Annotated in this window: 25 protein-coding genes; 11 read left to right on the forward strand and 14 right to left on the reverse strand. The window is 69.2% G+C overall.

The genetic code is table 11. The features are described from left to right. Positions 1 to 6: 6 nt before the first annotated feature. Positions 7 to 165: a cbb3-type cytochrome oxidase assembly protein CcoS gene (ccoS, locus tag B5V46_RS02760; RefSeq protein WP_080615167.1), complete on the forward strand. Its 159-nt coding sequence runs from the start codon at positions 7 to 9 to the stop codon at positions 163 to 165. Positions 166 to 242: 77 nt separating this feature from the next. On the opposite strand, the gene B5V46_RS02765 is transcribed toward ccoS, so the two are convergent. The 3 genes from B5V46_RS02765 to B5V46_RS02775 all read right to left on the reverse strand — a co-directional run bounded on the left by B5V46_RS02765 (position 243) and on the right by B5V46_RS02775 (position 3,330). Then, a complete protein-coding gene (locus tag B5V46_RS02765) occupies positions 243 to 929 on the reverse strand; it encodes a fumarylacetoacetate hydrolase family protein (protein WP_080615168.1) in 687 nt (228 codons plus the stop codon). Positions 930 to 937: 8 nt separating this feature from the next. Then, positions 938 to 2,392: a D-alanyl-D-alanine carboxypeptidase family protein gene (locus tag B5V46_RS02770; protein WP_080615169.1), complete on the reverse strand. Its 1,455-nt coding sequence runs from the start codon at positions 2,390 to 2,392 to the stop codon at positions 938 to 940. Positions 2,393 to 2,628: 236 nt separating this feature from the next. Further along, positions 2,629 to 3,330, reverse strand: coding sequence for an HAD family hydrolase (locus tag B5V46_RS02775; RefSeq protein ID WP_080615170.1), 702 nt, complete (start codon positions 3,328 to 3,330; stop codon positions 2,629 to 2,631). Positions 3,331 to 3,452: 122 nt separating this feature from the next. On the opposite strand from B5V46_RS02775, the gene clpS reads away from it, so the two are divergent. From clpS to B5V46_RS02790, 3 genes are read left to right on the forward strand one after another with little or no spacing between them, the layout of a single operon-like run. Further along, complete coding sequence (gene clpS, locus B5V46_RS02780; protein WP_369822828.1) at positions 3,453 to 3,776, forward strand: ATP-dependent Clp protease adapter ClpS; 324 nt, start codon at positions 3,453 to 3,455, stop codon at positions 3,774 to 3,776. Positions 3,777 to 3,791: 15 nt separating this feature from the next. Then, positions 3,792 to 4,793: a class I SAM-dependent methyltransferase gene (locus B5V46_RS02785; protein ID WP_080615171.1), complete on the forward strand. Its 1,002-nt coding sequence runs from the start codon at positions 3,792 to 3,794 to the stop codon at positions 4,791 to 4,793. A gap of 40 nt (positions 4,794 to 4,833) precedes the next feature. Continuing rightward, positions 4,834 to 5,643 (forward strand): SDR family NAD(P)-dependent oxidoreductase, encoded by an 810-nt coding sequence (locus B5V46_RS02790; RefSeq protein ID WP_080615172.1) that lies wholly within the window; start codon positions 4,834 to 4,836, stop codon positions 5,641 to 5,643. A 46-nt stretch (positions 5,644 to 5,689) separates the two neighbouring features. Here B5V46_RS02790 and B5V46_RS02795 read toward each other — a convergent pair whose 3' ends face one another. Beyond that, positions 5,690 to 6,091, reverse strand: coding sequence for a hypothetical protein (locus tag B5V46_RS02795; protein WP_080615173.1), 402 nt, complete (start codon positions 6,089 to 6,091; stop codon positions 5,690 to 5,692). A gap of 122 nt (positions 6,092 to 6,213) precedes the next feature. Between B5V46_RS02795 and hemF the strand changes: the two genes are divergently transcribed. After that, positions 6,214 to 7,107, forward strand: coding sequence for an oxygen-dependent coproporphyrinogen oxidase (hemF, locus tag B5V46_RS02800; protein ID WP_080615174.1), 894 nt, complete (start codon positions 6,214 to 6,216; stop codon positions 7,105 to 7,107). A 42-nt stretch (positions 7,108 to 7,149) separates the two neighbouring features. Here hemF and B5V46_RS02805 read toward each other — a convergent pair whose 3' ends face one another. Both B5V46_RS02805 and hemE read right to left on the reverse strand, forming a co-directional pair. After that, positions 7,150 to 7,779 carry a TetR/AcrR family transcriptional regulator gene (locus B5V46_RS02805; RefSeq protein WP_080615175.1) on the reverse strand — a complete coding sequence of 210 codons (630 nt, stop codon included), beginning with the start codon at positions 7,777 to 7,779 and terminating at the stop codon, positions 7,150 to 7,152. Between the two features lie 161 nt (positions 7,780 to 7,940). Beyond that, positions 7,941 to 8,972: a uroporphyrinogen decarboxylase gene (gene hemE / locus B5V46_RS02810; protein ID WP_080615176.1), complete on the reverse strand. Its 1,032-nt coding sequence runs from the start codon at positions 8,970 to 8,972 to the stop codon at positions 7,941 to 7,943. Positions 8,973 to 9,075: 103 nt separating this feature from the next. Between hemE and hemC the strand changes: the two genes are divergently transcribed. Then, entirely contained in the window at positions 9,076 to 10,020 is a 945-nt protein-coding gene (hemC, locus tag B5V46_RS02815; RefSeq protein WP_080615177.1) for a hydroxymethylbilane synthase, read from the forward strand. A 76-nt stretch (positions 10,021 to 10,096) separates the two neighbouring features. Here the strand turns inward: hemC and B5V46_RS02820 are convergent, their stop codons facing one another. Continuing rightward, a complete protein-coding gene (locus B5V46_RS02820; RefSeq protein ID WP_231119204.1) occupies positions 10,097 to 11,515 on the reverse strand; it encodes an FAD-binding oxidoreductase in 1,419 nt (472 codons plus the stop codon). Between the two features lie 155 nt (positions 11,516 to 11,670). Then, a complete protein-coding gene (locus B5V46_RS02825) occupies positions 11,671 to 12,306 on the reverse strand; it encodes an arylesterase (protein ID WP_231119205.1) in 636 nt (211 codons plus the stop codon). 76 nt (positions 12,307 to 12,382) lie between these two features. Between B5V46_RS02825 and B5V46_RS02830 the strand changes: the two genes are divergently transcribed. After that, positions 12,383 to 13,078 carry an ABC transporter ATP-binding protein gene (locus B5V46_RS02830; protein ID WP_080615179.1) on the forward strand — a complete coding sequence of 232 codons (696 nt, stop codon included), beginning with the start codon at positions 12,383 to 12,385 and terminating at the stop codon, positions 13,076 to 13,078. After that, positions 13,075 to 15,597 (forward strand): ABC transporter permease, encoded by a 2,523-nt coding sequence (locus B5V46_RS02835; protein ID WP_080615180.1) that lies wholly within the window; start codon positions 13,075 to 13,077, stop codon positions 15,595 to 15,597. The genes B5V46_RS02830 and B5V46_RS02835 overlap by 4 nt, the downstream gene beginning before the upstream one ends. 49 nt (positions 15,598 to 15,646) lie before the next feature. Here B5V46_RS02835 and B5V46_RS02840 read toward each other — a convergent pair whose 3' ends face one another. After that, positions 15,647 to 16,732, reverse strand: a complete 1,086-nt coding sequence (locus tag B5V46_RS02840) for an AbrB family transcriptional regulator (RefSeq protein WP_080615181.1) — start codon at positions 16,730 to 16,732, stop codon at positions 15,647 to 15,649. Between the two features lie 183 nt (positions 16,733 to 16,915). On the opposite strand from B5V46_RS02840, the gene B5V46_RS02845 reads away from it, so the two are divergent. Both B5V46_RS02845 and B5V46_RS02850 read left to right on the forward strand, forming a co-directional pair. Continuing rightward, positions 16,916 to 18,241 (forward strand): UDP-glucose/GDP-mannose dehydrogenase family protein, encoded by a 1,326-nt coding sequence (locus tag B5V46_RS02845; RefSeq protein ID WP_080615182.1) that lies wholly within the window; start codon positions 16,916 to 16,918, stop codon positions 18,239 to 18,241. 198 nt (positions 18,242 to 18,439) lie between these two features. After that, positions 18,440 to 19,054 carry a YdcF family protein gene (locus tag B5V46_RS02850; protein WP_231119206.1) on the forward strand — a complete coding sequence of 205 codons (615 nt, stop codon included), beginning with the start codon at positions 18,440 to 18,442 and terminating at the stop codon, positions 19,052 to 19,054. A gap of 143 nt (positions 19,055 to 19,197) precedes the next feature. Here the strand turns inward: B5V46_RS02850 and B5V46_RS02855 are convergent, their stop codons facing one another. The 5 genes from B5V46_RS02855 to B5V46_RS02875 form a co-directional block, all read right to left on the reverse strand. Continuing rightward, on the reverse strand, positions 19,198 to 20,328 hold the full coding sequence (locus B5V46_RS02855; protein ID WP_080615184.1) for an FAD-dependent oxidoreductase: 1,131 nt from the start codon (positions 20,326 to 20,328) through the stop codon (positions 19,198 to 19,200). A gap of 4 nt (positions 20,329 to 20,332) precedes the next feature. Beyond that, positions 20,333 to 21,388: a lipocalin-like domain-containing protein gene (locus B5V46_RS02860; protein WP_080615185.1), complete on the reverse strand. Its 1,056-nt coding sequence runs from the start codon at positions 21,386 to 21,388 to the stop codon at positions 20,333 to 20,335. Continuing rightward, positions 21,378 to 23,795, reverse strand: a complete 2,418-nt coding sequence (locus B5V46_RS02865; protein WP_155773906.1) for an FtsX-like permease family protein — start codon at positions 23,793 to 23,795, stop codon at positions 21,378 to 21,380. Before B5V46_RS02865 ends, B5V46_RS02860 begins: the two co-directional genes overlap by 11 nt. After that, positions 23,792 to 24,451: an ABC transporter ATP-binding protein gene (locus B5V46_RS02870; protein ID WP_080615186.1), complete on the reverse strand. Its 660-nt coding sequence runs from the start codon at positions 24,449 to 24,451 to the stop codon at positions 23,792 to 23,794. Before B5V46_RS02870 ends, B5V46_RS02865 begins: the two co-directional genes overlap by 4 nt. A gap of 90 nt (positions 24,452 to 24,541) precedes the next feature. Continuing rightward, a complete protein-coding gene (locus B5V46_RS02875) occupies positions 24,542 to 24,745 on the reverse strand; it encodes a DUF2892 domain-containing protein (RefSeq protein WP_080615187.1) in 204 nt (67 codons plus the stop codon). Positions 24,746 to 24,898: 153 nt separating this feature from the next. On the opposite strand from B5V46_RS02875, the gene B5V46_RS02880 reads away from it, so the two are divergent. Next, positions 24,899 to 25,171 carry a metal/formaldehyde-sensitive transcriptional repressor gene (locus B5V46_RS02880; protein ID WP_080615188.1) on the forward strand — a complete coding sequence of 91 codons (273 nt, stop codon included), beginning with the start codon at positions 24,899 to 24,901 and terminating at the stop codon, positions 25,169 to 25,171. Positions 25,172 to 25,177 lie beyond the last annotated feature (6 nt).

Consider the following 25,177-nt stretch of genomic DNA (forward strand, 5'->3'; position numbering starts at 1 on the left):
AGACCCGTGCAGATCATCGCCTATCTCATTCCTGTATCGCTGTTCCTCGGAGGGCTCGGGCTGGGCGCCTTCTTCTGGGCACTCAGGTCGCATCAGTTCGAGGACCCGGAAGGCGATTCCCGTCGCATCCTGAACGATGACTGGGACGAGCATCCGAGGCCCTGAGGCCTGAGGACAGCGCGCGGCGCCGGGGGCTGCCTGCCCCCGGACCCCCGGGGGTATTTTTCCAAGAAGAAGCCGGCTCAGGAGAAACGGGTCGTGACCCGGCCGAGCCCCTCGATCTCGACCGAGCAGCTCTGGCCACGTCCGACGGGTCCGACGCCCGCGGGCGTGCCGGTATAGATCAGATCGCCGGGGGCCAGCGCGACCAGCCGCGACAGATGCGAGACGATCTCGGGGACGGACCAGATCATGTCGGCCAGATTGCCCTCCTGGCGGAGCTGGCCCTCGACATGGCAGAGGATCCGGCCGCGGCAGGGGTGGCCGATCCGGATGGCGGGGACGAGCGCGCCGCAGACCGCCGAGCCATCGAAGCCCTTGGCCATGTCCCAAGGTCGGCGGGCGGCCTTGGCCGCGTCCTGCAGGTCGCGCCGGGTCAGGTCGTTGCCGGGGGCATATCCCCAGACATGCGACAGGGCGGTCTCGGCGGGGATGTCGGCGCCGCCCTGTCCCAGCGCGATCACCAGTTCTGCCTCGTGATGCAGCGCGGTCGTGGCGGGCGGGTAGGGGCAGTCGGCGCCGTCTTCGACCAGCGCATCGGCGGGTTTGGTGAAGAAGAAGGGCGGTTCGCGTGTGTCGGCGCCCATCTCGCGGGCATGTTCGGCATAGTTGCGGCCGACACAGAAGATCCGCCGTACCGGGAAGCGGGCGGTATCGCCCGCGATGGCCAGCGATGGCACGGGGGGTGGCGGCAGCGCATAGGCGGTCATGCGGCGGCTCAGGAGGGCGGGCCGAAGGTGTTGCAGGCCGCGCCATGCGATTGCAGCCGCCGGCAGGCCTGATCGGCTTCGGCTTCGGTCATGCCGACGAAATTGGCCTCGAAGCCGCGGCGGCCCTGCACCACCTTGCGCAGCGCATTGTCGAGAATGCCCATTTCCTGCAGGGCGGTGCGCAGCAGCACCCGTTCGGCCTGATAGCGCGAGCCGTAATTGCCGACATTGATGCCCCAGTAGCGCCCGCCCGACGAGGACAGCCGCGAGACGATCTCGGTCTGGAGGGTGGCATCGGCCGAGGCCAGTTCGAGCGTCGGCGGCGTGTCGGCCGCAGCGGCGGCGATCTGTGACGGGGCGCCGGCCGGGGCGTTTTCGGGTGTCGCGGGCGGCTGCGCGCGGCCGGGTCGGGCACGGGGAAGGAGCGAGGCGGCCAGCGCGGCAGGAGAGGCTTCCGGGGCTGCGGGTGCGGCGGCGGGCACGGTCAGTTCGGCCTTCGCGGCCGAGACTGCGGTGCTGACATCGGCGGCGAGGGCGGCGATCATCTCGTCGCTCGGGGCCGGAATGCCGGGCCGGGCCTGCGGGCGCAGCGAGCGGGCCAGCAACGCCACGGCCGGGGCGTTGCCGACCGGGGGCACCGGCGCGAGCCGGGCGGGGCCGGTGAGATAGGGCGGTTTTTGCGGCATCCGCATCGCGACGCGTGTGGGCGCCTTGCGGAACCCGAGATCGAGCAGCTTGGCGACTTCGGCATTGCGGGCCGCGGTGCTGCGCCCGCCCATCACGGTGGCGATGATGCGTTCTTGTCCGCGCCGGGCGGAGCCAACGAGGTTGTAGCCCGCCGCATTGGTATAGCCGGTCTTGATGCCATCGGCGCCCGAATAGCTGCCAAGGAAGCGGCGATTGGTGCTGTAGACCTGCCGGATGCCCGCGTCGTCATTGGTGCGCGAGAAGATGTTGTAGTAGCCGGGGTAGTCATACACGATATGTCGGGCCAGGATGGTCATGTCGCGGGCGGTCGACAGATGGCCCTCTTCGGTCAGCCCATTGGCATTGCGGAAGGTAGTCCGGTTCATGCCCATCGCCCGGGCGGTGCGGTTCATGCGCCGGGCGAAGGCGGCCTCGGAGCCTTCCAGCGCCTCGCCGATGGCGGTGGCGGCATCATTGGCCGATTTGATCGCGGCGGCGCGGATCAGGTATTTGAACTTGATCCTCTGGCCGGCCCGCAGCCCGAGCTTGGAGGGCGGTTCGGAGGCGGCATGGGACGAGATCTTGACCATGGTCTCGGGCGAGATCTCGCCATGCTCGATCGCTTCGAAGGCGATATAGAGCGTCATCATCTTGGTCAGAGAGGCCGGATGCAGCCGGGTATCGGCGTTCTTTGCATGCAGGACCTCGCCGGTGCGCGCATCGACCACGAAGGCGGCCGAGGGCGCAGCCCGGAGCCCGGACGCGGTCATCGTCATGCCGATTGCAAGGATTGCAAATAGAAGCGCGCGCCGAACGCACAGACTCGCTCGTCTCACGTGTGTCTGCCTTTTCACTGCCTCTCGCCGCCCGGATTTTTATTATGGGCGGTCCCGTTCCGCACCAACCCTACCACGTTGAGGAAAGGGGGAAAACACCCGTGTTTCAAAGGTATCGGCGCCGCTTCTGCGGCATTGCAACATGTCGCGGTCTGGCCCGGCGCAGGCACAACATGTCAGCCCAGCCGGGCGATCAGGTCCGGCAATTCGCCCAGATGGGTCAGTTCGGCAAAGCGTGCATGGCTCCGGGGCGGCTCGGCATGTTCCAGCTCCCAGGTCAGGTCATGCGGCACGAAAACGCCCCAGGCGCCGGCCTCGATGGCGGGAATCACGTCGGATTTCAGCGAATTGCCGACCATCATCGCCTGTGCGGCGCCCTCACCGTGGCGGGCGAAGATGGCACCGTAGCGGGGCGCGGTCTTGTTGCTGACGATCTCGACGCCGTCGAACAGATCGCCCAGCCCTGACTGTGCCAGCTTGCGTTCCTGATCGAGCAGGTCTCCCTTCGTGATCAAAAGGATACGGTGGCTTGCCGACAGCGCGAGAATGGCTTCGCGGGCCTCGGGCATGAGTTCGATCGGATGGCGCAGCATCTCTTGCCCGGCGGCGAGAAGCTCGCGGATCACGGTGGCGGGAACCCGCTCTTCGGTGACCTCGATGGCGGTCTCGATCATCGACAGCACGAAGCCCTTGATGCCGAATCCGTAATGTCCGACATTGCGCCGCTCGGCCTCGAGCAGCCGCGCCATCAGGGGCTCGGGCGGTGCGTAATCGGCGAGCAGCTCGGCGAATCGCGCCTGGGTCAGCCGGAAGAACCGTTCATTCTGCCAGAGCGTGTCGTCGGCATCGAAACCGATTGTGGTGATCCGTCCGGTCATTCGCGTTGTCCCGCGCGTCCCTGCGCCCCTTTTCAGGACGGGTTGCCCGCATATATAAAGTGATCTGAACCGAATACCATCACCTTCGCCGGAGCCCGGACCCCGTGACGAGCGATCTTCTCATGATGGCCGACAACAGTGGCGACCCCGAAGGCGAGACCGGGGTCATCACCAAGGCCAAACCCAGGACCAAGCGGCCACCGCTTTACAAGGTGCTGCTTTTGAACGACGACTACACCCCGATGGAATTCGTCGTGCATGTGCTCGAGCGGTTCTTCGGAATGAGCCACGCCCAGGCTTTCGAAATCATGCTGGTCGTGCACAAGAAAGGGGTCGCCGTGGTGGGCGTGTTCAGCTTCGAGGTGGCCGAGACCAAGGTCGCGCAGGTGATGGATTTCGCCCGCCGCCACCAGCACCCCCTGCAATGCACGATGGAAAAGGAGTAGGGCCAGAGCCCGCCCATGACCGTCTCGAGACTGACCCTGGCGCTGCAGAGCGGCGCCGTTTCCGTGCCGCCCGACGGGCGGATCGCCGTGTTCGACGCCCCGGCCGATGCCGATCTTTCGGCCCTGCCGAAGGACCGCGTGCAGATCGTGCAGGGCTTTGCCCCCGATCACGATGCCTGGGCCGCGCGCGGCTGGGATGTGGCGGTGGCGCCCGAGGGCGCCTTCGCGGCCGCGCTGGTGGTGCTGCCGCGCGCCAAGGCCGCGGCGCAGGCCCGGCTGGCCGAGGCGCTGGCGCTGACAGGGGGCGGGCCGGTGCTGGTCGACGGCGCCAAGACCGACGGGGTCGACAGCCTGCTGAAGGCACTGCGCAAGGGCGGGGCCGAGCCCTCGGCCCCCTTCGCCAAGGCGCATGGCAAGACCTTTGCCGTCGCGGCCGAGCCTGCGGCCTTTGCCCATTGGCTGCCGGGCGAGGGCGGGCTGATCGTCGGGCGCTACCGGACCCTGCCCGGCGTCTTCTCGGCCGATAGCATCGATCGCGGCTCGGCACTTCTGGTAGGGGCGCTGCAGGCGCCGCTCAAGGGACGGGTCGCCGATCTGGGCGCGGGTTGGGGCTATGTCGCGGCCGAGGCGCTGGCCGCGCATCCGGGCATTGCCGAGATGCATCTGATCGAGGCCGATCATGCCGCGCTGAGCTGCGCGCGCGGGAATGTCACCGATCCGCGCGCCCGGTTCCACTGGGCCGATGCGACGGCCTTCAAGGCCGAGCGCGGCTTCGACACGGTGCTGACGAACCCGCCCTTCCATGTCTCGCGTGCCGCCGATCCGGGGCTTGGCCGGGCGTTCCTGGCGGCGGCGGCGCGGTTGCTGGCGCCGCATGGGCAGGCGCTGATCGTCGCCAACCGGCATCTGCCCTATGAACGCGATCTGGCCGGGCTTTTCGGAGAAACCCGTGAAATCGGGGCCGAGGCCGGGTTCAAATTGCTGCTTGCGCGGCGGCCGTCTCGTCGGCCCCGCTGAAATCGCATAGTGTTGCGCCCCGAATCAGGAGGCCCCTCTCATGTCCTTTTCCATCCAGGGAAAGACTGCGATCGTGACCGGCGCGGCCAACGGGTTGGGGCTGGCCATCGCCCGGCATTTCGCTGATCGCGGTGCGAATGTTATGTTCGCCGACCGCGACGAGCCCCGGCTCGTCGATGAATGCGGCAAGAATGCCGAGACCGAAAGCAAGGTGCGCTATTTCGCGGGCGATCTGCGCGAGCGGCTGACCATCGCCAACCTGCTCTCAGCCACCATCGACGCCTTCGACCGGATCGACATCCTGGTCAATGCCAGCCGGCAGATGGTGCTGTCGGATCCGCTCGACCCCGACAATGACGGGTTCGACGTGATGATGGAGCAGAACGTGATGACCTCGCTGCGGCTCAGCCAGATCGTGTCGCGGCGGATGATCCGGCAGGCCGGCGAGGCAGGCCAGACCGAGGGCCAGGCCGGGGCCATCGTCAACATGTCCTCGATCGCCGCGACCCGGACCCATGGCGAGCTTCTGGCCTATTCGGTCAGCTGCGCGGCGCTGGAACAGCTGACCCGCTCGATGGCGGTGGCGCTGGCGCCGCACCGGATTCGGGTCAATGGCGTGGCCTTCGGCTCGGTGATGTCGGCCAGCCTTCAGAACATCCTCAAGGATCAGCCGGATTATCGCAACGAGATCCGCAACCACACGCCGCTGGGGCGAATCGCCAAGGCGTCTGAGTTGAGCGAAACGGTGCAGTTCCTGTCTTCCGACGCGGCGCAGTTCATGACCGGGCAGATCCTTGCCGTCGATGGCGGGCGCACGCTGATCGACCCGGTGGGCAGCCCCGCGCACTGATCGCCCCGAGACTGATCTTCGGTCCCGCCGCAGCCCGCGGGCAAGGTCAGTCCTTCGGATGGGCCGGATAGCGCGCGGCGCAATCGGCAAGCGCGCGGGCCGCGCGCCGCTCGGTCTCGGCCCTCTTGGCCTTCAGTTCGGCCAGATTGCGCCGCTCCGCGGCCAGATCGACCGCCACCGGAACCTCGCGCACGCCGAGCTCGGGCCAGTCGCAGAAGGTGAAGCCCGCTGCCGGATTCCGCCCCAGCCGCGATCCATAGCAGAAATCCAGCCGGCTGCGCTCATAGGGCTCGCGGCGATAGCCGAAGCCGCGGGCGATGGTCTGCTCGGACTGCCGGATCAGCTTGTCGAGCACGCGCAGATCGTAAAGCGCCGCGTTCTCGCAGGATTGGCGCGGGGTCGCACAGGCGGCCAGAGGGAGAAGGAACAAGAGGGCAAGCGCACGCATGGAAACTCTCCTGGAGGGATGGCCCATCTTACGTCGCCCGGCGCGATAACGGAACCATGCGGCATGGTGGCGCGGACGGAGATAAGCTGATAGCTGATTGCCACCACAGGGAGAGAGGCGCGATGACCGAACTGTTCGATGACCGCAAAGCGCAGGCTGCCGCCTGGTTCCGTAACCTGCGAGACGAGATCGTTGCCGCCTTCGAGGCGCTGGAGCAGGGCCTCGCGCCCGAAGCGATGGCCGGGCGCGAGCCGGGCCGTTTCGAGGTGACCGAGACCCGCCGGAAGTCCGAGGACGGTTCGGATGCCGGCGGCGGTCTGATGAGCGTGATGCGCGGCGGCCGGATCTTCGAGAAGGTGGGGGTCAATGTCTCGACCGTCCATGGCACGCTGAACCCGAAGGCGCAGGCGGCGATGGCGGCGCGCAAGGGGCTGGAGGGCATGCGGGAGGATCCGCGCTTCTGGGCCTCGGGCATCAGCCTCGTCGCGCATATGCAGAACCCGCATGCTCCGGCCGTGCATCTCAATACCCGGATGTTCTGGACCCCGCATGGCTGGTGGTTCGGCGGCGGCACCGATCTGAACCCCTGCCTGCCGCGCGACGAGGACACGGCCGCCTTTCACGGTGTGCTGAGGGCGCATTGCGACCGTCACGACCTGGCCCATTACCCGCGCTTCAAGGCCTGGGCCGACGAGTATTTCCACGTTCCGCATCGCGGCCGCGCCCGCGGCGTCGGCGGGATCTTCTTCGACGATCTGAATTCGGGCGACTGGGCCGCGGATTTCGCCTTCACCCAGGATGTCGGCCGCGCCTTCCTGCCCGCCTTCCTGCCGCTGGTCGAACGCCGCGCCCGGACGCCCTGGACCGAGGCGGACCGCGCCGCCCAGCTTGCCCATCGCGGGCTCTATGCCGAATACAATCTGCTTTACGACCGAGGCACGCGATTCGGGCTCGAGACCGGGCATGATCCGGAAGCGGTGCTGATGAGCATGCCGCCGCTTGCCAGCTGGCCCTGAGCGGGCGGGCCCCCGTGGAAAAGGCGTGACTGAGCCGCGGGCTCAGCCGTCGCTCGAGGCGCAGATCAGCTCGGTCAGCCTGGCAAAGCTGGCCGCAGCCTTTGCCCAATGCCTGTCTGCCTCGGCGGAGCCTTCGACCGTGTCGCCGGCGTCGAGGGCCAGCACCACCACGCCATGCAGCGTGGTCCAGTACAGGAAGGCCAGTTCATGGGCCTTATCGGTGCGTCGGCCGCGCTGCCGCTGGCAGCGCCGCACCCCTTCGGTCAGCGCGTCCAGCGCCTCGGCGGGCATGGCCTCGGCAATGATCCGGGAGATGCCGCCGCTGCCGGGGGAGCAGAACATCAGCCGGTAAAGCGCAGGATTGGCGCGGGCGAAGTCGAGATAATCCTGCCCGCCCCGCATCAGCCGTGCCGCCGGATCGCCGCCAGGTGCCGCGTAAAGCGCGGAGCGGCGGTCGGCAAGCCGGTCGTAGGAGACCCGGCGCAACTCGGCAAGCAGCGCGTCGCGATCGGGAAACTCCGCCGCAAGCCGGGCCTCGGTCAGGCCTGCCGCAGCGGCCAGCTCGGCCATGGTGAAATCGGCCTCTCCCCGCGCCTGCATCAGCGCGATGGCCACGTCGACCGCGCGCAGGCGCGCATCGGAAACGGAGTGATCTCTCGAGGGCAGGGCCATGGATCCCCGGGCAAACTGGGAGCACAATTGCGCTATAGCTAGCGGTCCGGCCCCTGCGCTTCAATCCGGACGGAGGAGAAGCATCGTTTTGGAAACGCCCGCACAGGAGAATTCCGCGCGGGCGTTTGCAAGGTTTTCCCGGAGTCCCAATGGACTGCGCGTCAGCCGCGCAGAGCCTCCAGCATCATCGTCACATTCTCGGGATCGGCATCGGGGGTGATGCCATGGCCCAGGTTGAAGATATGCGGGCCTTTCGAGAAGGCCTCCTTGATGCGCTTGGTCTCGTCGATCAGCTGCTGACCGCCCGTGACCATCAGTTTCGGGTCCATGTTGCCCTGGACGCAGCCGTCCTTCTGCACGTTCTCGACCGCCCATTCGGCCGAGACCGAATTGTCGAGCGCGACGCAATCGGCGCCGGTGGCCCTGGCGAATCCGACATATTTGTCGCCTGCTTCGCGCGGGAAGGCGATGCAGGGCAGGCCCGGATGCCGCGCCTTCATCTCGGCGATGATCCGCTTGGCGGGTTCCAGCGCGTATTTGTCGAAGGCCTCGCCCTTCAGCGATCCGGCCCAGCTGTCGAAGATCTTGACCACTTCGCAGCCCGCCTCGACCTGTTTCGACAGGTATTCGATGGTGGCCTCGGTCAACAGCTCGATCAGCGCCGCGAAGGTCGCCTCGTCCTCCTGACGCAGCGCATGGGCCGGCGCCTGGTCCTTGGTGCCGCGACCGGCGATCATGTAGGTCGCCACCGTCCAGGGCGCGCCGGCAAAGCCGATCAGCGTGGTCTCTTTCGGCAGCTCGCGCGACAGGATCCGGCAGGTCTCGTAGACCGGGGCCATGTGGTCGTGGATGTCGTCCTTGCCCTTCAGCGCCTTCAGCCCCTCGGGACCGGTGATCGTCGACATGCGCGGGCCTTCGCCGGTTTCGAACCACAGCTCGGCGCCCAGCGCCTGCGGCAGCAGCAGGATGTCGGCGAACAGGATGGCGGCATCGAAGCCGTAGCGGCGGATCGGCTGCAGCGTCACCTCGGCCGCAAGCTCCGAGTTGTAGCACAGCGACAGAAAGTCGCCCGCTTCGGCGCGGGTGGCCTTGTATTCAGGAAGATAGCGCCCCGCTTGGCGCATGAGCCAGACCGGGGGCACGTCCATCGTCTCTCCGGAAAGTGCCCGCAGCAGTTTTTTAGTTTCCGCCATCGTCGTCCCCGTTTATGTGTGCGGCCCGTCGTCCCCTGCTTGCGTCAGCATGTCAAGACAGGCCGAGTTGTCAGGACGACGTGACGCGATTAGAGGTTTGGGCATGGCTATCACACTTCCTTCCCCCGCTTCACCCCTGAAGATCGGCACGCGCGGCTCGCCGCTGGCGCTGGCCCAGGCATATGAAACCCGCGAACGGCTGATGAAGGCCTTCGATCTGCCGGAGGATGCCTTCGAGATCGTGGTGATCAACACCATTGCCGACCGGGTGCTCGACAGGGCGCTGAAGGAGATTGGCGGCAAGGGTCTCTTCACCAAGGAGATCGAGGACGCCATGCTGGGCGGCAAGATCGACATCGCGGTCCATTCGACCAAGGACATGGCGGTCGAGCAGCCCGAGGGGCTGGTGCTGGACACCTTCCTGCCGCGCGAGAATTACCGCGACGCCTTCATCTCGAAGACCGCCGGATCGCTGAAGGATCTGGCAGAGGGCGCTGTCGTCGGCACCTCGTCGCTGCGGCGCCGCTCGCAGCTGCTGAACTACCGGCCCGACCTGAAGGTGGTGGAATTCCGCGGCAATGTGCAGACCCGGCTGAAGAAGCTGGAAGATGGCGTGGCCGAGGCGACCTTCCTCGCGATGGCCGGGCTGAACCGTCTGGGCATGGAAGAGGTCGCAAGCTCGACCATCGAACCCGAAGAGATGCTGCCGGCCGTGGCGCAGGGCGCTATCGGGATCGAACGGCGTGTCGACGACGCGCTGGCCGGTCACCTGCTGGAGGCGCTGCATGACAAGGCGACGGGCGAGATGATGGCCTGCGAACGCGCCTTCCTCGACGCGCTGGACGGCTCCTGCGAGACGCCGATCGGCGGGCTTGCGCTGCACGAGGGCGGCAATCTCTGGCTTCGGGGCGAGATCCTGCGTCCCGACGGCTCGGAGCGGATCGCGGGCGAGGATCGCGCCCCCATCGAGGATGCGGCCGAGATGGGCTTTGCGCTTGGCAAGAAGCTGCGCGAAGAGGCGGGCGAGGGCTTCTTCGACTGGGACTGAGCCCCGGCAGGAGCCATCGGGACGATAGCAGCGCCCGGCCGCAAGGCCGGGCGTTTTCCGTTTCAAGGCCGCGCCGTCAGTCCCGGGCGGGCGGCACCAGCTTGCCGGGATTCATGATGCCCTCGGGGTCGAGCGCGGCCTTGATCCGGCGCATGGCGTCCAGCGCCACCGGGTTCTTGCGCCGTGCCATGGTCGAGAGTTTCGACAGCCCGATCCCGTGTTCGGCCGAGAAGCTGCCATCGAGCGCCGCGACCTCGTCCTCGACCGCCTCGCGGAGCGCTTCCTTGAGATCGGCGCTGCCCGAACTGGCCCAGACCGTGTAATGCAGGTTGCCATCGCCCAGATGGCCCACGGTGACGCTTTCGGCGCCCGGATCGATCTGCGGCAGGCGCGCGGCCATCCGCCCGAGGAAGGTGCCGACCCGGTCGAGCGGCAGCGCGATGTCGTTGTCGACCACATGCGGGGCAGAGAAGCAGATTTCGGCCGAGATCTCGCGCCGGGCCCAGATCTCCTGACGCTGGGTCTCGTTCTGGGCGACGACGGCGTCCAGCACCTCGCCGCGCTCGAAGCCTTCGGCCAGCGTGTCTTCCAGAAGCTGCACCACCGGCAGCCTGCCATCGGGCCCGGGCGTGGCATCGCGCGGTGCGGTGGCGCCGATCTCGACCATGAGGCTGACCGGATAGGTGCGGTCGAAGGGCGGGCGCATCTCGGGGCGCAGCCGGAACAGCTGGCGCATGTAGTCGTCGGGCATGTATTCGAAGGCCTCGACGGCGCCGCCCGTGGCCTCCTGCAGCCGGTTCAGGAGATCGAGCGCGGCATCCAGATCGCTGACCGCGACCATGGCGGTGGCATAGGCGCGGGGGCGCGGGAAAAGCTTTAGCACGGCCGCCGTGATGATCCCCAGCGTGCCCTCGGCGCCGATCATCAGATCCTTGAGGTCGAGCCCGGTATTGTCCTTGTGCAGAGGGCTCATCACATCCATCACCCGACCGTCGGGCAGCACCGCCTCGAGCCCGAGGCAGAGCCCGCGCGTGCTGCCATAGCGCACCACGTTCGAGCCGCCGGCATTGGTCGAGAGCACGCCGCCGATGAGCGCCGAGCCGCGGGCGCCAAATGTCAGCGGAAAGACCATGTCCCGGGCCTCGGCCGCGTCATGGAGCTGCGACAGGATCACGCCCGCCTCGACCGTTGCGGTCCGGGCGCGGGGGTTGATCTCGCGGATCCGGTTCAGCCGTTCGACCGAGACCATCAGCGCGCCATCGCAATAGGCCCCGCCCGCAAGCCCGGTATTGCCCGCGACCGGCACCAGCGCCAGCCGGTTCCGGGCGGCGAAGGTCACGATGGCGGCAAGCTGGTCGCGGTCGGCCGGGCGCAGCAGCGCGGCGGGCGTGCCCTTGTATTTGCCGGTCCAGTCATGGGCGTGACGTCTTGTATCCTCGCCGGTCAGCACATGGGCGGGGCCGAGAAGGTCGGTGAGATAGGGGATCGGGTCCAAATGCGCCTCCGTCAATCGGCCTTCACCTAACGCCAAGCGGGCGGGCTTGGCCAGAGGGCTGAAGCCGGACGGGGCAGGGCAGACCTGTCAAAAGCCGCGCCTTTCGGTGCAGGATCGCGGTCCCGGTCCGCTCAGATCCCGTCTTTGGCCCAGACTCAGCCCCCGGCGCCGGCCCCGGCGCGGTCGACCAGTTCGAGCACGCTCGGCCCCATCGCCTCGACGATCAGTTTCACGCCTGCGGCCGAGGGGTGGATGCCGTCATCCTGCATGTAGCGCGCCATCGCCGTGCCGCGGTCGGGCAGATCGGTCAGGCCCTTGAGGAAATTCGGGAAATAAAGCGTGTCATGGGCCCTGGCGAGTTCGGGATACATGGCGTCGAAGGCGGCCTTGAATTCAGGCCCGTAATTGCCCGGCGCATCGAGCCCGACCAGCAGGACCGGCACATCCGCGGCCTCGGCCCGGGTCAGGATCGCGTCGAGATTGGCCCGCGAGGCGGCCGGGTCGATGCCGCGCAACAGATCGTTGCCGCCAAGCGCCACGATCAGCCCGTCGACCTCGGGCGTGAGCGTCCAGCCGATCCGGGACAGCCCGCCCGCCGTGGTGTCGCCCGAGACCCCGGCATTCAGAACCGTGACATCGGCGCCCTGCGCTCTCAGCCAGGCCTGAAGCTGGGGCACGAATCCCTCTTCCTGCGGCAGGCCGTAGCCCTGGGTCAGGCTGTCGCCGAGGGCGGCGAGGGTGATTTCGGCGCGGGCGGGTCCGGCGCCGGCAGAGAGGCCCAGTGCCAGCATCAATGCCACGCTCAGGTTGAGGGCGCGGGCGGCCGCCCCATATCGGGGGGAGGGCAGGCAATGGAGGCACCGCGCGATGGCAGACCCGATTCTTTCGCTCAGCGACGTGACGCTGACGCTCGCCGGCAATGCCGGCCCGGTCGAGATCCTGCATGGCATCTCGCTCGACGTGGCGCCGGGCGAGACCCTGGGGCTGGTCGGTCCGTCTGGATCGGGCAAGTCGTCTCTCCTCATGCTGATGGGCGGGCTCGAACGGGCCAGCGCGGGTCGGGTGACGGCGCTGGGCCGCGATCTTACGGCGATGAACGAGGACCAGCTCGCCCGGTTCCGCAGGGAACATATGGGCGTGGTGTTCCAGTCTTTCCACCTGATCCCGACCATGACCGCGCTGGAAAACGTGGCGACGCCGCTGGAGTTGGCGGGTCATCGCGACGCCTTCGAGCGGGCCCGCGACGAGCTGCGCGCGGTCGGGCTCGGCGCCCGGATCGACCATTATCCCAGCCAGATGTCCGGCGGCGAGCAGCAGCGCGTGGCGCTGGCCCGCGCCGCCGCGCCGCGCCCGCATCTGCTTCTGGCCGACGAGCCCACCGGTAATCTCGACGGCGCCAATGGCGCGGCGATCATGGAGCTTCTGTTCGGGCTGCGCGACCGTCATGGCGCGACGCTGGTGCTGGTGACCCATGCCGCCGATCTGGCCGCGCGCTGCGACCGGGTGATCGAGCTGGCCGACGGGCGGATCGCAGGCGAAGCCGCGCAGAGGGCGGCGGAATGAGCCTTGCGGTCGCGGCCCGGATCGCCCGGCGCGAGCTGCGCGGCGGGCTGCGCGGCTTCTATGTCTTTCTCGCCTGTCTTGCGCTGGGCGTCGCGGCCATCGCTGCGGTGGGCTCGGTCCGCGAAAGCATCGAGGCCGGGCTGACCCGCGAGGGCGCGGCGCTTCTGGGCGGCGATGCCGAGATGACGCTGACCTACCGCTTTGCCTCGGAGGAGGAACGCCCCTGGATGGAGGGCGTGTCGGCGGCGTTGTCGGAAGTGGTTGATTTCCGTTCGATGGTGGCGGTCGTGCGCGATGGCGAGACCGAACGCGGGCTGACCCAGGTCAAGGCGGTCGACGATGCCTATCCGCTTTACGGGCAGGTCGTGCTGGACCCGCCGATACCGCTGGATGAGGCCATCGCGGGCAATGGCGCGGTGATGGAGCGGGTGCTGGCCGACCGGCTGGGCCTTGTGCCGGGCGACAGCTTCCGGCTGGGAACCGCCGATTACAGGCTGTCCGCGGTCTTGCTGCGCGAGCCCGACGGGGCAGGCGCCGGCTTCGGGCTGGGACCGCGGCTGATCCTGCGCAAGGCCGCGCTCGAGCCCTCGGGGCTGCTGGCGCCGGGCACGCTTTACGAGGTCAAGTACCGGCTGAAACTGCCGCCCGGCCATGACATCGCCGCGCTCGAGCGCGCGGCCGAGAGCCGCTTTGCCGATCGGGGCGTGCGCTGGCGGGATGCCCGGAACGGCGCGCCCGGCATGACCCGCTTCGTCGACCGCATGGCCTCGTTCCTGGTGCTGGTCGGGCTGGCCGGGCTGGCGGTGGGCGGTGTCGGCGTCTCGGCGGCGGTGCGCTCCTATATCGACGGCAAGACCGAGGTGGTGGCGATCCTGAAGACGCTGGGCGCCGAGGGCGGCACGATCCTCGCGGCCTATCTCATGCAGATCGGCGCGCTGGCCGGGCTTGGCATCTTTCTTGGACTCGGGCTGGGCGCGCTGCTGCCCTTGGCGGCCGGGCCTTTCCTCGCCGCGCAGCTGCCGGTTCCGGCCGAGTTCACGGTCCATGCCGGGCCGCTGGCAGAAGCCGCGCTTTACGGCGTTCTGACCGCGCTCCTCTTCACGCTCTGGCCGCTGGCCCGGACCGAGGAGGTGCGGGCGGCGGCGCTGTTTCGCGATGCCTCGGGGCGGATCCGGGCCTGGCCGCGGCCGCGCTATATCGCGGCGACGGTGTTTCTGGCGCTGGCGCTGATCGGGATAGCGGCCTGGTTCTCGGGCGTGCCGAAACTGGCGTTCTGGGCAGCGGCGGGCATTCTCGGCGCGCTGGGCCTTCTGGTGCTGGCCGCGGCGGGGCTTCGCCGGATCGCGCGTGTCGCGGCCCGGGCGCGGGTTTTGCGCGGGCGCACTGCGCTGCGGCTGGCGCTGGGCGCGGTCGGCGGGCCGGGGGGCGAGACCGCCTCGGTGGTACTGTCGCTGGGGCTTGGGCTGTCGATCCTTGCCGCCATCGGTCAGATCGATTCGAACCTCCGGAGCGCGATCCGGCAGGAGCTTCCCGAACGTGCCCCCTCCTATTTCGTGGTCGACATCCAGCCCGGCCAGCTTGACGGGTTCCTGGCCCGGCTCGGGCGCGATCCTGGTGTCAGCCGGGTCGAGACCGCGCCGATGCTGCGCGGCGTTCTGACCCGGATCAACGGCCGTCCCGCGCGCGAGGTGGCGGGCGATCACTGGGTGGTGCGGGGCGACCGGGGCGTGACCTATGCCGACCGGCCGCCGGAAAACACCGTCGTCACCGACGGGCTCTGGTGGCCTCCCGGCTATGACGGGCCGCCGCAGGTCAGCTTTGCCCGCGAGGAGGCCGGCGAGATCGGGCTGAAGCTTGGTGACGAGATCACCGTCAACATCCTCGGCCGCGACATCACCGCGACGGTGACGAGCTTCCGCGAGGTCGATTTCTCGACCGCGGGCATCGGCTTCGTGATGACGATGGATCCGGCCGCCGTCGCAGGGGCGCCGCATACCCATATCGCCACGATCTATGCCGAGCCATCGGCCGAGGCGGCGATCCTGCGCGATCTTGCCTCGGCCTATCCCAACATCACCGCGATCCGGATCAAGGATGCGCTCGACCGGGTGGCCGAGGTGCTGTCGGGCCTTGCCGCTGCCATCGCCTATGGCGCCTCGGCGACGCTGGTGACCGGGGTGATCGTGCTGATCGGCGCGGCCGCGGCCGGTCAGCGGGCGCGGATCTTCGAGGCGGCGGTGCTGAAGACGGTGGGCGCGGTGCGGGGCCAGATCCTGGCCTATTTCGCGCTGCGTTCGGCGATGCTGGGGGCGGCGGCGGGGACCGTCGCGATCTTCGCGGGCGGGGTCGCGGGCTGGGCGGTGATGCGCTTCGTGATGGAGGGCGATTACCGCTTCGAGCCGGTCTCGGCGCTGGCCATCGTCCTGGGTGGTGCGCTGGCGACGCTGCTGGCGGGGCTTGCCTTCGCCTGGCGGCCGCTGGCGGCACGGCCGGCCCGGGTACTGCGCGCGCGCGAATAGCCAGTCGGGCCTTACCCCTTGCGCAGGCCAGAGGCGACAGCCCGAGGCTCTAATCCGGGGCCTTGTCCGTTGGCGCGGCGGCGGCCTCGCGGGCGATGACGGCCCGGGTCCGGGCCACCAGCAGCGGCAGCGCGACCGTCAGCATCAGCAGGCGGAACACGTGATGCGTGGTCACATAGGCCGGATCGGCGTTCAGAAGCAGCGACATCGCCATCATCGTCTCGAGCCCGCCCGGGGCGAAGGCGATAAGCGCACTCAGCATCGGCAGGCCCAGAAGCTTGGCCACCAGCGCCGCCGCGACCAGCGAGACCAGCGCGGCGAAACCGGTCAGCAGGCTTGCCGCGCCCAGGGACTGCAGCAGCATGCGCGGGGTCACGCCCGAGAACCGCGTGCCGATCAGCGTGCCCATGGCGATGAAGGCCGGCACCGACAGCCAGACGGGAACCGTGCCCTGGATCGTCCCGGTGGCATGGCCAAGCGCCGAAAGCCCCATCCCGCCCAGCAAAAGCCCGGCCGGAACCCGCAGCCGGTCGAGCGCGAGCCCGGCCGCGCCCGACAGGGCGAGCAATGCCAGCAGCCCCCGGAGCGGCATCGGCGGCGCCGTCTGCGGCGGCACGACCGGCAGATCGCCCTGGCCCAGAAGCGGCGCGAGGAACGGCACCAGCAGGATCAGTGCCAGCACGCGGACGGTCTGGATCATCGTCACCCGCGGCAGATCGGCGCGCAGGTCGGTCGACAGGCTCAGCACGAAGCTCAGATGTCCGGGGGTTGCGGTCAGCAGCGCGCTCATCCGGTCGAAGCCGAACAGGCGACGCAGGAGCCGCGCGCCAAGCCCGATGATCGTCAGTACCGAGATCGCCAGCACGAGGAGGCTCAGCGGCCAGTGGATCGCGGTGTCGATCGCCTCGGGGGTGACGCTGGCGCCGAGATTGACGCCGAGGACCACGAAGCAGGCATCGCGGAAGACGCGGGGCAGATCGGCGCGCAGCCCCGCAAGCGCGGCGAGGGTCACGCTCAGCGCGGGGCCGGTGATGAATGGCGCAGGCATATGCAGCAGCGCGGCAAGCGCCGCGCCGGTGGCGCCGGTGGCAAGGGTCAGAAGGGCAGGGCCCAGCGGTGGGTCTGTCGATGTCATGCGCGTTTCCGCAGGCGTCGTCCGCCTGCCGGGCCCAGAAACCGTCCTCGCCGCCGTTTGTCAATTCCGTGAAGGGGTTGTGTCCGCCCTGTCCACAAGCGGAGATCCGCGCGGCAAAGCGATGTTGACTTGCGCTCCGCGCCGTCGCATGCGCCTTTGCAACGGTTTTCGAGGAGGCTGCGCATGAAGATCGCGATGGTGGGCACGGGCTATGTCGGGCTGGTGTCGGGTGTCTGTTTTTCCGATTTCGGGCATGAGGTCGTCTGCATCGACAAGGATCCGCGCAAGATCGAGATGCTGATGCGGGGCGAGGTGCCGATCTACGAGCCCGGGCTCGAGGCGGTGATGGCGCGTAACGTGGCGGCGGGGCGGCTGTCCTTCAGCGGCGATCTGGCGGCGGCGGTGGCCGGCGCCGATGCCGTCTTCATCGCGGTCGGCACGCCCACCCGGCGCGGCGACGGCCATGCCGATCTGAGCTATGTGATGGCCGCCGCCGAAGAGATCGCCATGGCGCTGACGGGCTATTGCGTCATCGTCACCAAGTCGACGGTGCCGGTCGGCACCAACCGGCAGGTGGCCGAGGTGGTGGCGAAGGCCAATCCGGCGGCCGAGTTCGACGTCGCCTCGAACCCCGAATTCCTGCGCGAAGGCGCCGCCATCGACGATTTCATGCGGCCCGACCGGGTCGTGGTGGGGGTCGAGGCCGAACGCGCCCGCGCCGTGATGGCCGATATCTACCGGCCGCTCTTCCTGCGCGAATTCCCGGTCGTCTATACCGATCTGGAATCGGCCGAGATGATCAAATATGCCGCCAACGCCTTCCTTGCGGCCAAGATCACCTTCATCAACGAGATGGCGATGCTCTGCGAGAAGGTCGGCGCCGACATCAAGGCGGTCTCCAAGGGCATGGGGCTGGACGGCCGGATCGGCAACAAGTTCCTGCATGCGGGGCCGGGCTATGGCGGCTCGTGTTTCCCCAAGGATACCAACGCACTGGCCCGGATCGGGCAGGATCATGCCTCGCCCTGCGCCATCACCGAGACGGTGATCGAGGTCAATGACCGGGTCAAGCGGCGGATGGTCGACAAGCTGGTCGATCTTTGTGGCGGCAGCGTCAACGGCAAGACCGTGGCGGTGCTGGGGGTGACCTTCAAGCCCAATACCGACGACATGCGCGAGGCGCCCTCGCTGACCATCGTGCCCGCCCTGGTGGGCGGCGGCGCGAAGGTCCGCGTGGTCGATCCGCAGGGGCGGCGCGAAGGCGAGAAGCTGCTGCCCGGCGTCGACTGGCTCGAGGATCCCTATGCCGCGGCGACAGGGGCCGATGCACTGGTCATCCTGACCGAATGGAACGAGTTCCGCGCGCTCGATCTCGGCCAGATGTCCAGGCTCATGGCGGTGCCGCGGCTGGCCGATCTGCGCAACATCTACCCGCCCGAGGATGTGCGGCAGGCCGGGTTCGAGGCCTATGTGGCGGTCGGCCGCCGGGGTTTCGGGCTCGACGGGTAAGACCTTTGGGGCGACGTCTTCTTCGTCGCCTCAAAGCTCTGCCGGGCGCTGCTGCGCCCCGACACGCTGATCCTTGTCAGCCTCGGTTTCGGGCTGCTGCTGCTTTGGCGCCGACGGTTCGGGGCCGGGCGCGCGGTTCTCGGGCTCGTCCTGATCGCGCTGCTGGCGCTGAGCTTGACGCCGCTGGCGCCCCGCGCCATGGCTCGCCTCGAGGCTGCCTATCCGGTGCCCGCCATCGAGGGCCGTCCGGTCGCGGGCATCGTCGTTCTTGGCGGCGGCGAGGAGCCGACGATTTCGGTGGCGCGCGCTCAGCCAACCGTCAACGAGGCGGGCGATCGCTTTCTTGCCGTGCTTGCGGTGGTGCGGCGTTTCCCCGAGGCGCCGGTGCTGTTCACCGGCGGCAGCGGCCGGATTCATCCGGCCGCGATCCCCGAGGCGAATGTGGCGGCGGCTTTGCTGCTGCGAGCCGGGCTCGACCCATCGCGGCTGATCCTCGAGGACGCCTCGCGCACCACAGCCGAGAACGCGCGGCTGGCGGTGGAGCTGGTGCCCGACCGGCCGGGCAACTGGGTGCTGGTCACCTCGGCCTTTCACATGCGTCGTGCCGTTGCCACATTCTGCGCCGCGGGCTGGCGCGGCATCCTGCCCTATCCGGTCGATTTCCGCACTGCGCCCGGATTTCGCGCCAGCCCGGGCCTGCCGGAAAACCTCGGCCTCTTGACCCTCTTCTTGCACGAAGTGCTAGGGCTTGCAGTTTACCGCGCCAGCGGCCTTGCCGCCGATCCGCTTCCCGAAGGCTGCCTTGCCGGGTGATTTTTCCCGTCCGGCATGACCCGAGAGCCGGACCTGCGCGGCATATCGCGCGGCTTCGGGGCGGCAGGCCGATGGCGCACCGGGCGCTTTGCCGGAGCGCGCTGTCGGGAGGTCTTGCAGTAATCGGGAGGGCCGGGGCGGGCTCAGGGGCATCCGGTGGGCGGCAGGTCTTGGAACCGGCGCATGAAGCCGCGGTCGATCCGGTCCTTCCAGTGCCAGACCCAGCGGCCCTCGATCCGCAGCGCCTGCCGGTCGGCGGCGGCGCGCTTTTCGCCCATCGAGATCAGCTTGAGATATCGCCGCTGCGGCCGGTAGGCGCGCATCCGGCCGCCGGTCAGCCCCGCGATCAGGTTTCGGGCCAGGATCGGCGCCTCTCGCACCGCGAAGACGCCCGCCTTGGGCCGTGGCGCATGCGAGAGATGGGCGCAATCGCCCGCGGCAAAGACCCTCGGATCCGAGACCGAGCGCAGGGTCCTGTCGACCGTCACGAAGCCCTCCGTAAGGGCGAGCCCGGTTTCGGCCAGCCAGCCCTGCGGCCGGGCGCCTGCCGCGCCGATGACGAAGGCGGCGGGCAGGCTCTCGCCGTCGGCAAGCGTCACGCCCCCGGGGCCGATCCGTGCAACCCGGCTTCCGGTCCGGAGCGCGATCCCGGCCCGGGCAAGGGCCTCGAGAAGGGCCGTGCGGGCACCGGGGCGCAGGTCGTGCAGGATCTCGTCCGAGGCCTCGATCAGTGTCAGTTCGGGCGCGGCGCCGCCTTTTGCCAGCCTGTGGCGGGCGGCCAGCGCCAGCTCGACCCCGGCCACGCCCGCCCCGATCACCACGACGCGGGGCGTGGCATGGCCCGCCGCGACCCCGGCAAGGAACCCGGCCCAGCGATCGGCGAAGTGCCCGAGCGGTTTGGCCGGGACCGCGTGATCGTCAAAGCCCGGCAGGTCGGGCAGATCGGAGGTGATGCCGATATCGAGCGAGAGGATGTCATAGGGCACCGGCGCCTGCCCGGCGACAAGCACATGGCGGCGGGCCCGGTCGAGCCCCTCGGCGCGGCCGATGACGAAGCGCGCCCCGGCGGCGCGGGTCAGCCGCGCGAGGTCGATCTCGAGTGCCGCGCGCGGATAATGGCCCGCGATGAAGCCCGGCAGCATGCCCGAATAGGCGGCCCTCGGCGCCGGGTCGATCAGCGTCACCGAGAGGTCGGGGCGCTGCCTCATCCCGCGCAGCACCAGCGCATGGGCATGGCCACCGCCGATCAGCACCAGATGGGCGCGGGGACTCATCGGCTCAGTACCCGGTCATTTCCAGATAACCCTCGCCCGGATGGCTGCCGCGCGCTGTGACCGGGCCTTCCCAATAGGGCACCCGGGTTTCGTTCCAGGCCTTTGGTTGCAGCGCGGTGACGGTGATGTCGAGCCCGCGCGCGGGCAGGCGAACACGCCAGAGCGTCGGGATACTGTGCCCGGCAACCTCGGTTTCGGCCTCCGGGACCATCTCGACCGCGCCAGGGGTCAGCGGCGTGGGGGTGCCGTCGGGGGCGATCCAGGTGCCGGTGAGAAAGTCGTCGCGTGCGCCCCGCAGCCGGAAGGCCATCAGCTTGGCGCCGCCGTCGAGATGCAGCGACAGCCAGTCCCAGCCGGTCTGGTCGGCTGCGAGCGGCTGGCTCGACCATTCGCGGTCGAGCCAGGCCCGGCCGGTGACGCGGACGGTGCGGTCGGGGAAGATCAGGCGGCCCTCGGCGCGGTAGAAGGGCTGCGAATAGTAATGGCTGGCCTGCCCGTCGCGCGACTTGACCGAATAGCCGCGCGCGCCCTGAGCCACCAGCGGCCCGGTCGCGACGAGCTCGAGATCATAGGCAAAGCCCGTGCCACTGGCGCCGAGCCGGGCGGCCGATAGCGGATCGGCGCCGGGCCCGGCTGTGCTGAGCAGATGCCAGTCGTCGATCTCGGCGCGGAAGGGGGCAAGGGTCACGCCCGCCTGCCCGATGCCGCCCCGGGCCAGCCGCTCGGCGCTTTTATGGGTGTCGGCCGAGGTGACGGCGGCATGGCCCATCCAGGCGGTCCGGGTCTGCCAGCCGGTGCCGGGCTCGCCGGGCGCCAGCGCGCTGCGAAACAGCGTCCACTGGATGCCGTATTGCCTGCCGTCCTCGCCCTCGAGATTGGCGGTCACATACCACCATTCGATGCGGAACCCGGGATGGGCACCATGATCGCGGGGAAACTCGAAGCGGGCGGCCGGGTCGGGCAGGGCATAGCCATCGGCCGCGCCGCCGAGCCCGGCAAAGCCCTGCGCCAGAGCGGGCAAGGGCAGGAACAGCGCGCAGATCAGGGCCTTAACGTTCATCGGCGAATACCTTCAGCAGATGGACCGGGGCGAGGCGCGCGAGCTTCCAGGCGGGCCAGGCGGCGGCCAGCCCCGCCGCGATCAGCGCCAGCGCGCCGAGCCAGAGCCAGTCCTGCGGGAAGAGATGCATCGGCAGACGCCAGCCGAAGGCCTCGACATTGATCACCGCCAGCAGCACCCAGGCCAGAAGCAGCCCGACCGGCACCGCCAGCGCCATGGTCAGAAGCGCCAGGAGCACCGCGCGGAGCAGTTCCAGCCGGGCGAGGCGGCCGCGGGTCAGCCCCAGCGCCCAGACCGGGGCCAGCTGCGGCAGGCGCATGGTCGAGAGCGTCAGCAGGCTCATGAACATCGCAAAGCCCGCCACGCCCATGGTCAGCACGTTCAGCGCGGCGGTGACGGCGAAGGTGCGTTCGAACACCATCAGCGAGACCTGCTTGACCTCCTGTTGCGAGATCATGCTGTCGGGGGGCAGGCCGAAATCCTCATCGATGGCGCTGCGGAGCGCGGGCACATTGGCCGGATCGGTGCGGATCGCATAGCGGCGGCGGTCGATCCCGGGATACAGCGCCAGCAGATCGGCGATGCCCAGGATCGCCTGGCCCCTGGTGTTGCCGTAATCGGCATAGACCCCGATCAGCGGCCGGATCGCGCCGCCCGGAAGCGTCACCGGATCGCCGAGGCTCAGACCTGCACGGCGCCAGAGCTGTTCATTGACGATGACGCCGTCGCCGCGCGCGAGGGCCTGCCAGACCGAGGCGTCGCCAAGGATCATCGGCCAGTGATCGGGATAGGTGCGGTGATCGGCAACGCCGTAGACCTCGCCCGGACGGCCGAGCAAGGCGCCGTCGATCTTCCAGATCGGCAGCAGCGCGTCGCTGCGCGGGGTCAGCCATTCGGCCAGGCGCAGGGCCTCGTCCTCGGTCCGGGCGGTGACGTAAAGTTCCGATGGCAGGCGCTGGTCGAGCCAGGCGGTGAAGGTCAGCCGGAAGCTCGAGACCATGGTGCCGACGCCGATATTGGCCGAAAGCGCCAGCAGCAGCGCCATCAGCGCCAGCGACAGGCCCGGAAGCTGCTGGCGGGTATCGGCCCAGAACCATTGTGCGATGACGCCCTTCGAGAGCCGTTCGCCGAAAGCCAGCGCCACCGCCAGAGCGCCCGGAAGGGCCAGCGCCGCGGCCAGCAGAAGCGCCCCGAGCAGGACGAAACCGCCCACCAGCCCCTCGCCCCTGACGGCAGCTCTCAGCGCGATCAGCGCAAGCATCCCGGCAAGCCCGGTCTGCCAGGCGAGGGCGCGGGCCGAGGCGCGGCTCCAGGCGCGGGGCTGGGCGGGGGCGAGAACCGGCATCCGCGCCAGCCGCCAGAGGCTTTGCGCCGCCGCGACCCCCGCGCCCGCCAGTGCCATGGCCAGACCCGCGACGGCCCATTCGGGGCGCAGCGACAGGCTGCCCGAGACGCTTGCGCCGTAAAGGCCGCGCAGTGTCGCCGCCACATCGGGCAGGAGTGCTGCGGCGATGACATAGCCCAGCGCGATGCCCGCCAGCCCGGCGACCAGGGCAAAGCCCATCACCTCGGCCGCGAGCAGGCCCACCAGCGCCCGCAGCGGCAGGCCGAGGGCGCGGAGCGTGCGGAAGACCGGGCGGCGCTGCTCGAAGGCGAGGCCGATGGCGGAATGGACGATGAACAGCCCGACCGCGAAGGACAGGAAGCCGAAGGCGGTGAGGTTGAGATGAAAGCTGCCGGTCAGCGCGCCCATATCGGCCTGCTCGGCCGGGCTCTGGCGGATCAGCCCGGGTGCGACCTCGTCCAGGGGGCTCTGGCGCAAGGGCTGCTCGGGCGCAATCAGCAGGCGGCTGATCTTGCCCTCGGCCCGCACGAGGCGCTGGGCGGTGCCGATATCGACCAGCAGAAGGCCGGGCGCCATCCCCGGGGCCGCGGCCAGCGGCGGCAGGCCCCGGGCGCCGCCTTCAGTCAGCCCGGCCACGGTCTCGGGGGCGGCGAAGGCAAGGCCCTCGGCCGAGAGGAAGGCCCCCGAGCGGCTTTCATCGGCGACGGTTTCGGGCAGGCTGTCCGCAGGCAGAGTGAAGGGGTCGACCCCGAGGATACGGAGGGACGGGCCGCGCTCTGACCAGCGCCCTTCCAGCACCGGCGAGACCAGCCAGCCCGCGCGGCGCAGATCCGCAAACACCTGCTGGCCGATCGGCTGACCGTCGCGGGCGACGAGGCTGTCGAGCCGGTCCTGCGCCAGCACTGCCGCCGCGCGGTCATAGCTTTGCCGCGCCTCGGCATTGATCGCCTGCACCCCCGACCAGAGCGCGGTCGCCAGCGCGAGCCCGAGGAAGAGCCCGGCCAGTTGCAGCGGGTGGCGCCGCCAATGCGACAGAAGCGCGGTAATGGCGGTCCGGATCATGCCGCGAGCCGCCCGCCCGCAAGATGCGCGCGCCGTCCCAGCCGCGCGGCGAGCCGGGGCGAATGGGTGACCATCAGAAGCCCCGCACCCGCCTCGGTCACCAGGTCGAGCATCAGGTCCATGACCGCGTCGCCGGTGGCCTCGTCGAGATTGCCGGTGGGCTCGTCGGCCAGCAGCAGCGCGGGCCGGATCGCCAGCGCCCGGCCGATGGCCACGCGTTGCTGCTGGCCGCCCGAAAGCTGTTCTGGATAGCGCGACAGAAGCCCCGACAGACCCAGCCGGTCGGCCAGTGTCGCGACCCGGTCCGGATCGTGGCGCCCCGCCAGCCGGGCCTGGAAGGCGAGATTGGCGGCCACGTCGAGCGAGGGGATCAGGTTGAACTGCTGGAAGACCAGCCCCACCGTCTCGCGCCTGAGCGCGGCGAGGCGAGGTTCGGAAGCGTCGGTCAGATCCTGCCCGTCAACGGCGATCCGGCCGCGATCGGCGCGGTCGAGCCCGGCGCAGAGATGCAGAAGCGTGCTTTTGCCGGACCCGGATTCGCCGGTCAGCGCGACCGTCTCGCCCCGGGCCAGCGCGAGATCGACACCGCACAGCACCTCGATCCGGGTTCCCCCGGTCTCGTAGGCCTTGCCGATGCCGGAAAGTGATAAGAGCATGGGCCGTCTCCCCCGTCTGCCGCGCCTATCTAGCGCGCCGGAGGGCCGGGCACAGCCCGCAGGGCCCGGACGAGGTGCCGCAGCAGGGGCTCAGCGAAATGCGGTTCCGGGTCGGATCCCGAGCTTTTTGAACAGCATCGCGGCGGGACAGAAGCCCGTGACCGAGGCCTGCATCAGGTTCAGCCCGACAAAGGCGGTCAGCAGGTACCAGAGGGGCGACACCCAGCTGCCGAGGGCAAGCGACAGAAGGATCATCGCGCCCGCGAACATCATCACGGCGCGGTCGAGGGTCATGGCGGGTCTCCTTTCGGGGCGAGGGCTGTTCGGCCCGAGCTAGTGGCTGCGGCCCATCAATTCAAGAAATGGAATGTAAAAATTGCGGGGCCCGGATTGATTTCCGGAGCTGGGTCTGATAGGGATAGCCCCTATACCTATCGAGGTGGATGAATGTCGCATCTTACCAAGGACAAGCCAAAGCTTCTGGCGCGGGTGCGCCGACTGAAGGGGCAGATCGAGGCGATCGAGCGGGCCATCGAGGCCGAGAAGGAATGCGGCGCGATCCTGCAGCTCGTGGCCTCTGTGCGCGGCGCCACTGCCGGGCTGACCCAGGAACTGATCGAGGATCACCTGCGCCATCACGTCATTCTGGTCGAGGACGAGACCGGCCGCGAACAGGGTGGCGCGGAGCTTGCCTCGGTCCTTCGCACCTATCTGAAATAGGCCGGA

Source organism: Rhodovulum sp. MB263 (assembly GCF_002073975.1).
In the GTDB taxonomy this organism is placed as follows: Bacteria; Pseudomonadota; Alphaproteobacteria; order Rhodobacterales; family Rhodobacteraceae; genus Rhodovulum.

Bases quoted from the DNA above. Each gene is read 5' to 3' on its own strand.
- B5V46_RS02765 (WP_080615168.1), bottom strand. From the start codon at position 929: ATGACCGCCTATGCGCTGCCGCCACCCCCCGTGCCATCGCTGGCCATC.
- B5V46_RS02770 (WP_080615169.1), bottom strand. From the start codon at position 2,392: ATGACGATGACCGCGTCCGGGCTCCGGGCTGCGCCCTCGGCCGCCTTC.
- B5V46_RS02775 (WP_080615170.1), bottom strand. From the start codon at position 3,330: ATGACCGGACGGATCACCACAATCGGTTTCGATGCCGACGACACGCTC.
- clpS (WP_369822828.1), top strand. From the start codon at position 3,453: ATGATGGCCGACAACAGTGGCGACCCCGAAGGCGAGACCGGGGTCATC.
- B5V46_RS02785 (WP_080615171.1), top strand. From the start codon at position 3,792: ATGACCGTCTCGAGACTGACCCTGGCGCTGCAGAGCGGCGCCGTTTCC.
- B5V46_RS02790 (WP_080615172.1), top strand. From the start codon at position 4,834: ATGTCCTTTTCCATCCAGGGAAAGACTGCGATCGTGACCGGCGCGGCC.
- B5V46_RS02795 (WP_080615173.1), bottom strand. From the start codon at position 6,091: ATGCGTGCGCTTGCCCTCTTGTTCCTTCTCCCTCTGGCCGCCTGTGCG.
- hemF (WP_080615174.1), top strand. From the start codon at position 6,214: ATGACCGAACTGTTCGATGACCGCAAAGCGCAGGCTGCCGCCTGGTTC.
- B5V46_RS02805 (WP_080615175.1), bottom strand. From the start codon at position 7,779: ATGGCCCTGCCCTCGAGAGATCACTCCGTTTCCGATGCGCGCCTGCGC.
- hemE (WP_080615176.1), bottom strand. From the start codon at position 8,972: ATGGCGGAAACTAAAAAACTGCTGCGGGCACTTTCCGGAGAGACGATG.
- hemC (WP_080615177.1), top strand. From the start codon at position 9,076: ATGGCTATCACACTTCCTTCCCCCGCTTCACCCCTGAAGATCGGCACG.
- B5V46_RS02825 (WP_231119205.1), bottom strand. From the start codon at position 12,306: ATGCTGGCACTGGGCCTCTCTGCCGGCGCCGGACCCGCCCGCGCCGAA.
- B5V46_RS02830 (WP_080615179.1), top strand. From the start codon at position 12,383: ATGGCAGACCCGATTCTTTCGCTCAGCGACGTGACGCTGACGCTCGCC.
- B5V46_RS02835 (WP_080615180.1), top strand. From the start codon at position 13,075: ATGAGCCTTGCGGTCGCGGCCCGGATCGCCCGGCGCGAGCTGCGCGGC.
- B5V46_RS02840 (WP_080615181.1), bottom strand. From the start codon at position 16,732: ATGACATCGACAGACCCACCGCTGGGCCCTGCCCTTCTGACCCTTGCC.
- B5V46_RS02845 (WP_080615182.1), top strand. From the start codon at position 16,916: ATGAAGATCGCGATGGTGGGCACGGGCTATGTCGGGCTGGTGTCGGGT.
- B5V46_RS02850 (WP_231119206.1), top strand. From the start codon at position 18,440: ATGGCTCGCCTCGAGGCTGCCTATCCGGTGCCCGCCATCGAGGGCCGT.
- B5V46_RS02855 (WP_080615184.1), bottom strand. From the start codon at position 20,328: ATGAGTCCCCGCGCCCATCTGGTGCTGATCGGCGGTGGCCATGCCCAT.
- B5V46_RS02860 (WP_080615185.1), bottom strand. From the start codon at position 21,388: ATGAACGTTAAGGCCCTGATCTGCGCGCTGTTCCTGCCCTTGCCCGCT.
- B5V46_RS02865 (WP_155773906.1), bottom strand. From the start codon at position 23,795: ATGATCCGGACCGCCATTACCGCGCTTCTGTCGCATTGGCGGCGCCAC.
- B5V46_RS02870 (WP_080615186.1), bottom strand. From the start codon at position 24,451: ATGCTCTTATCACTTTCCGGCATCGGCAAGGCCTACGAGACCGGGGGA.
- B5V46_RS02875 (WP_080615187.1), bottom strand. From the start codon at position 24,745: ATGACCCTCGACCGCGCCGTGATGATGTTCGCGGGCGCGATGATCCTT.
- B5V46_RS02880 (WP_080615188.1), top strand. From the start codon at position 24,899: ATGTCGCATCTTACCAAGGACAAGCCAAAGCTTCTGGCGCGGGTGCGC.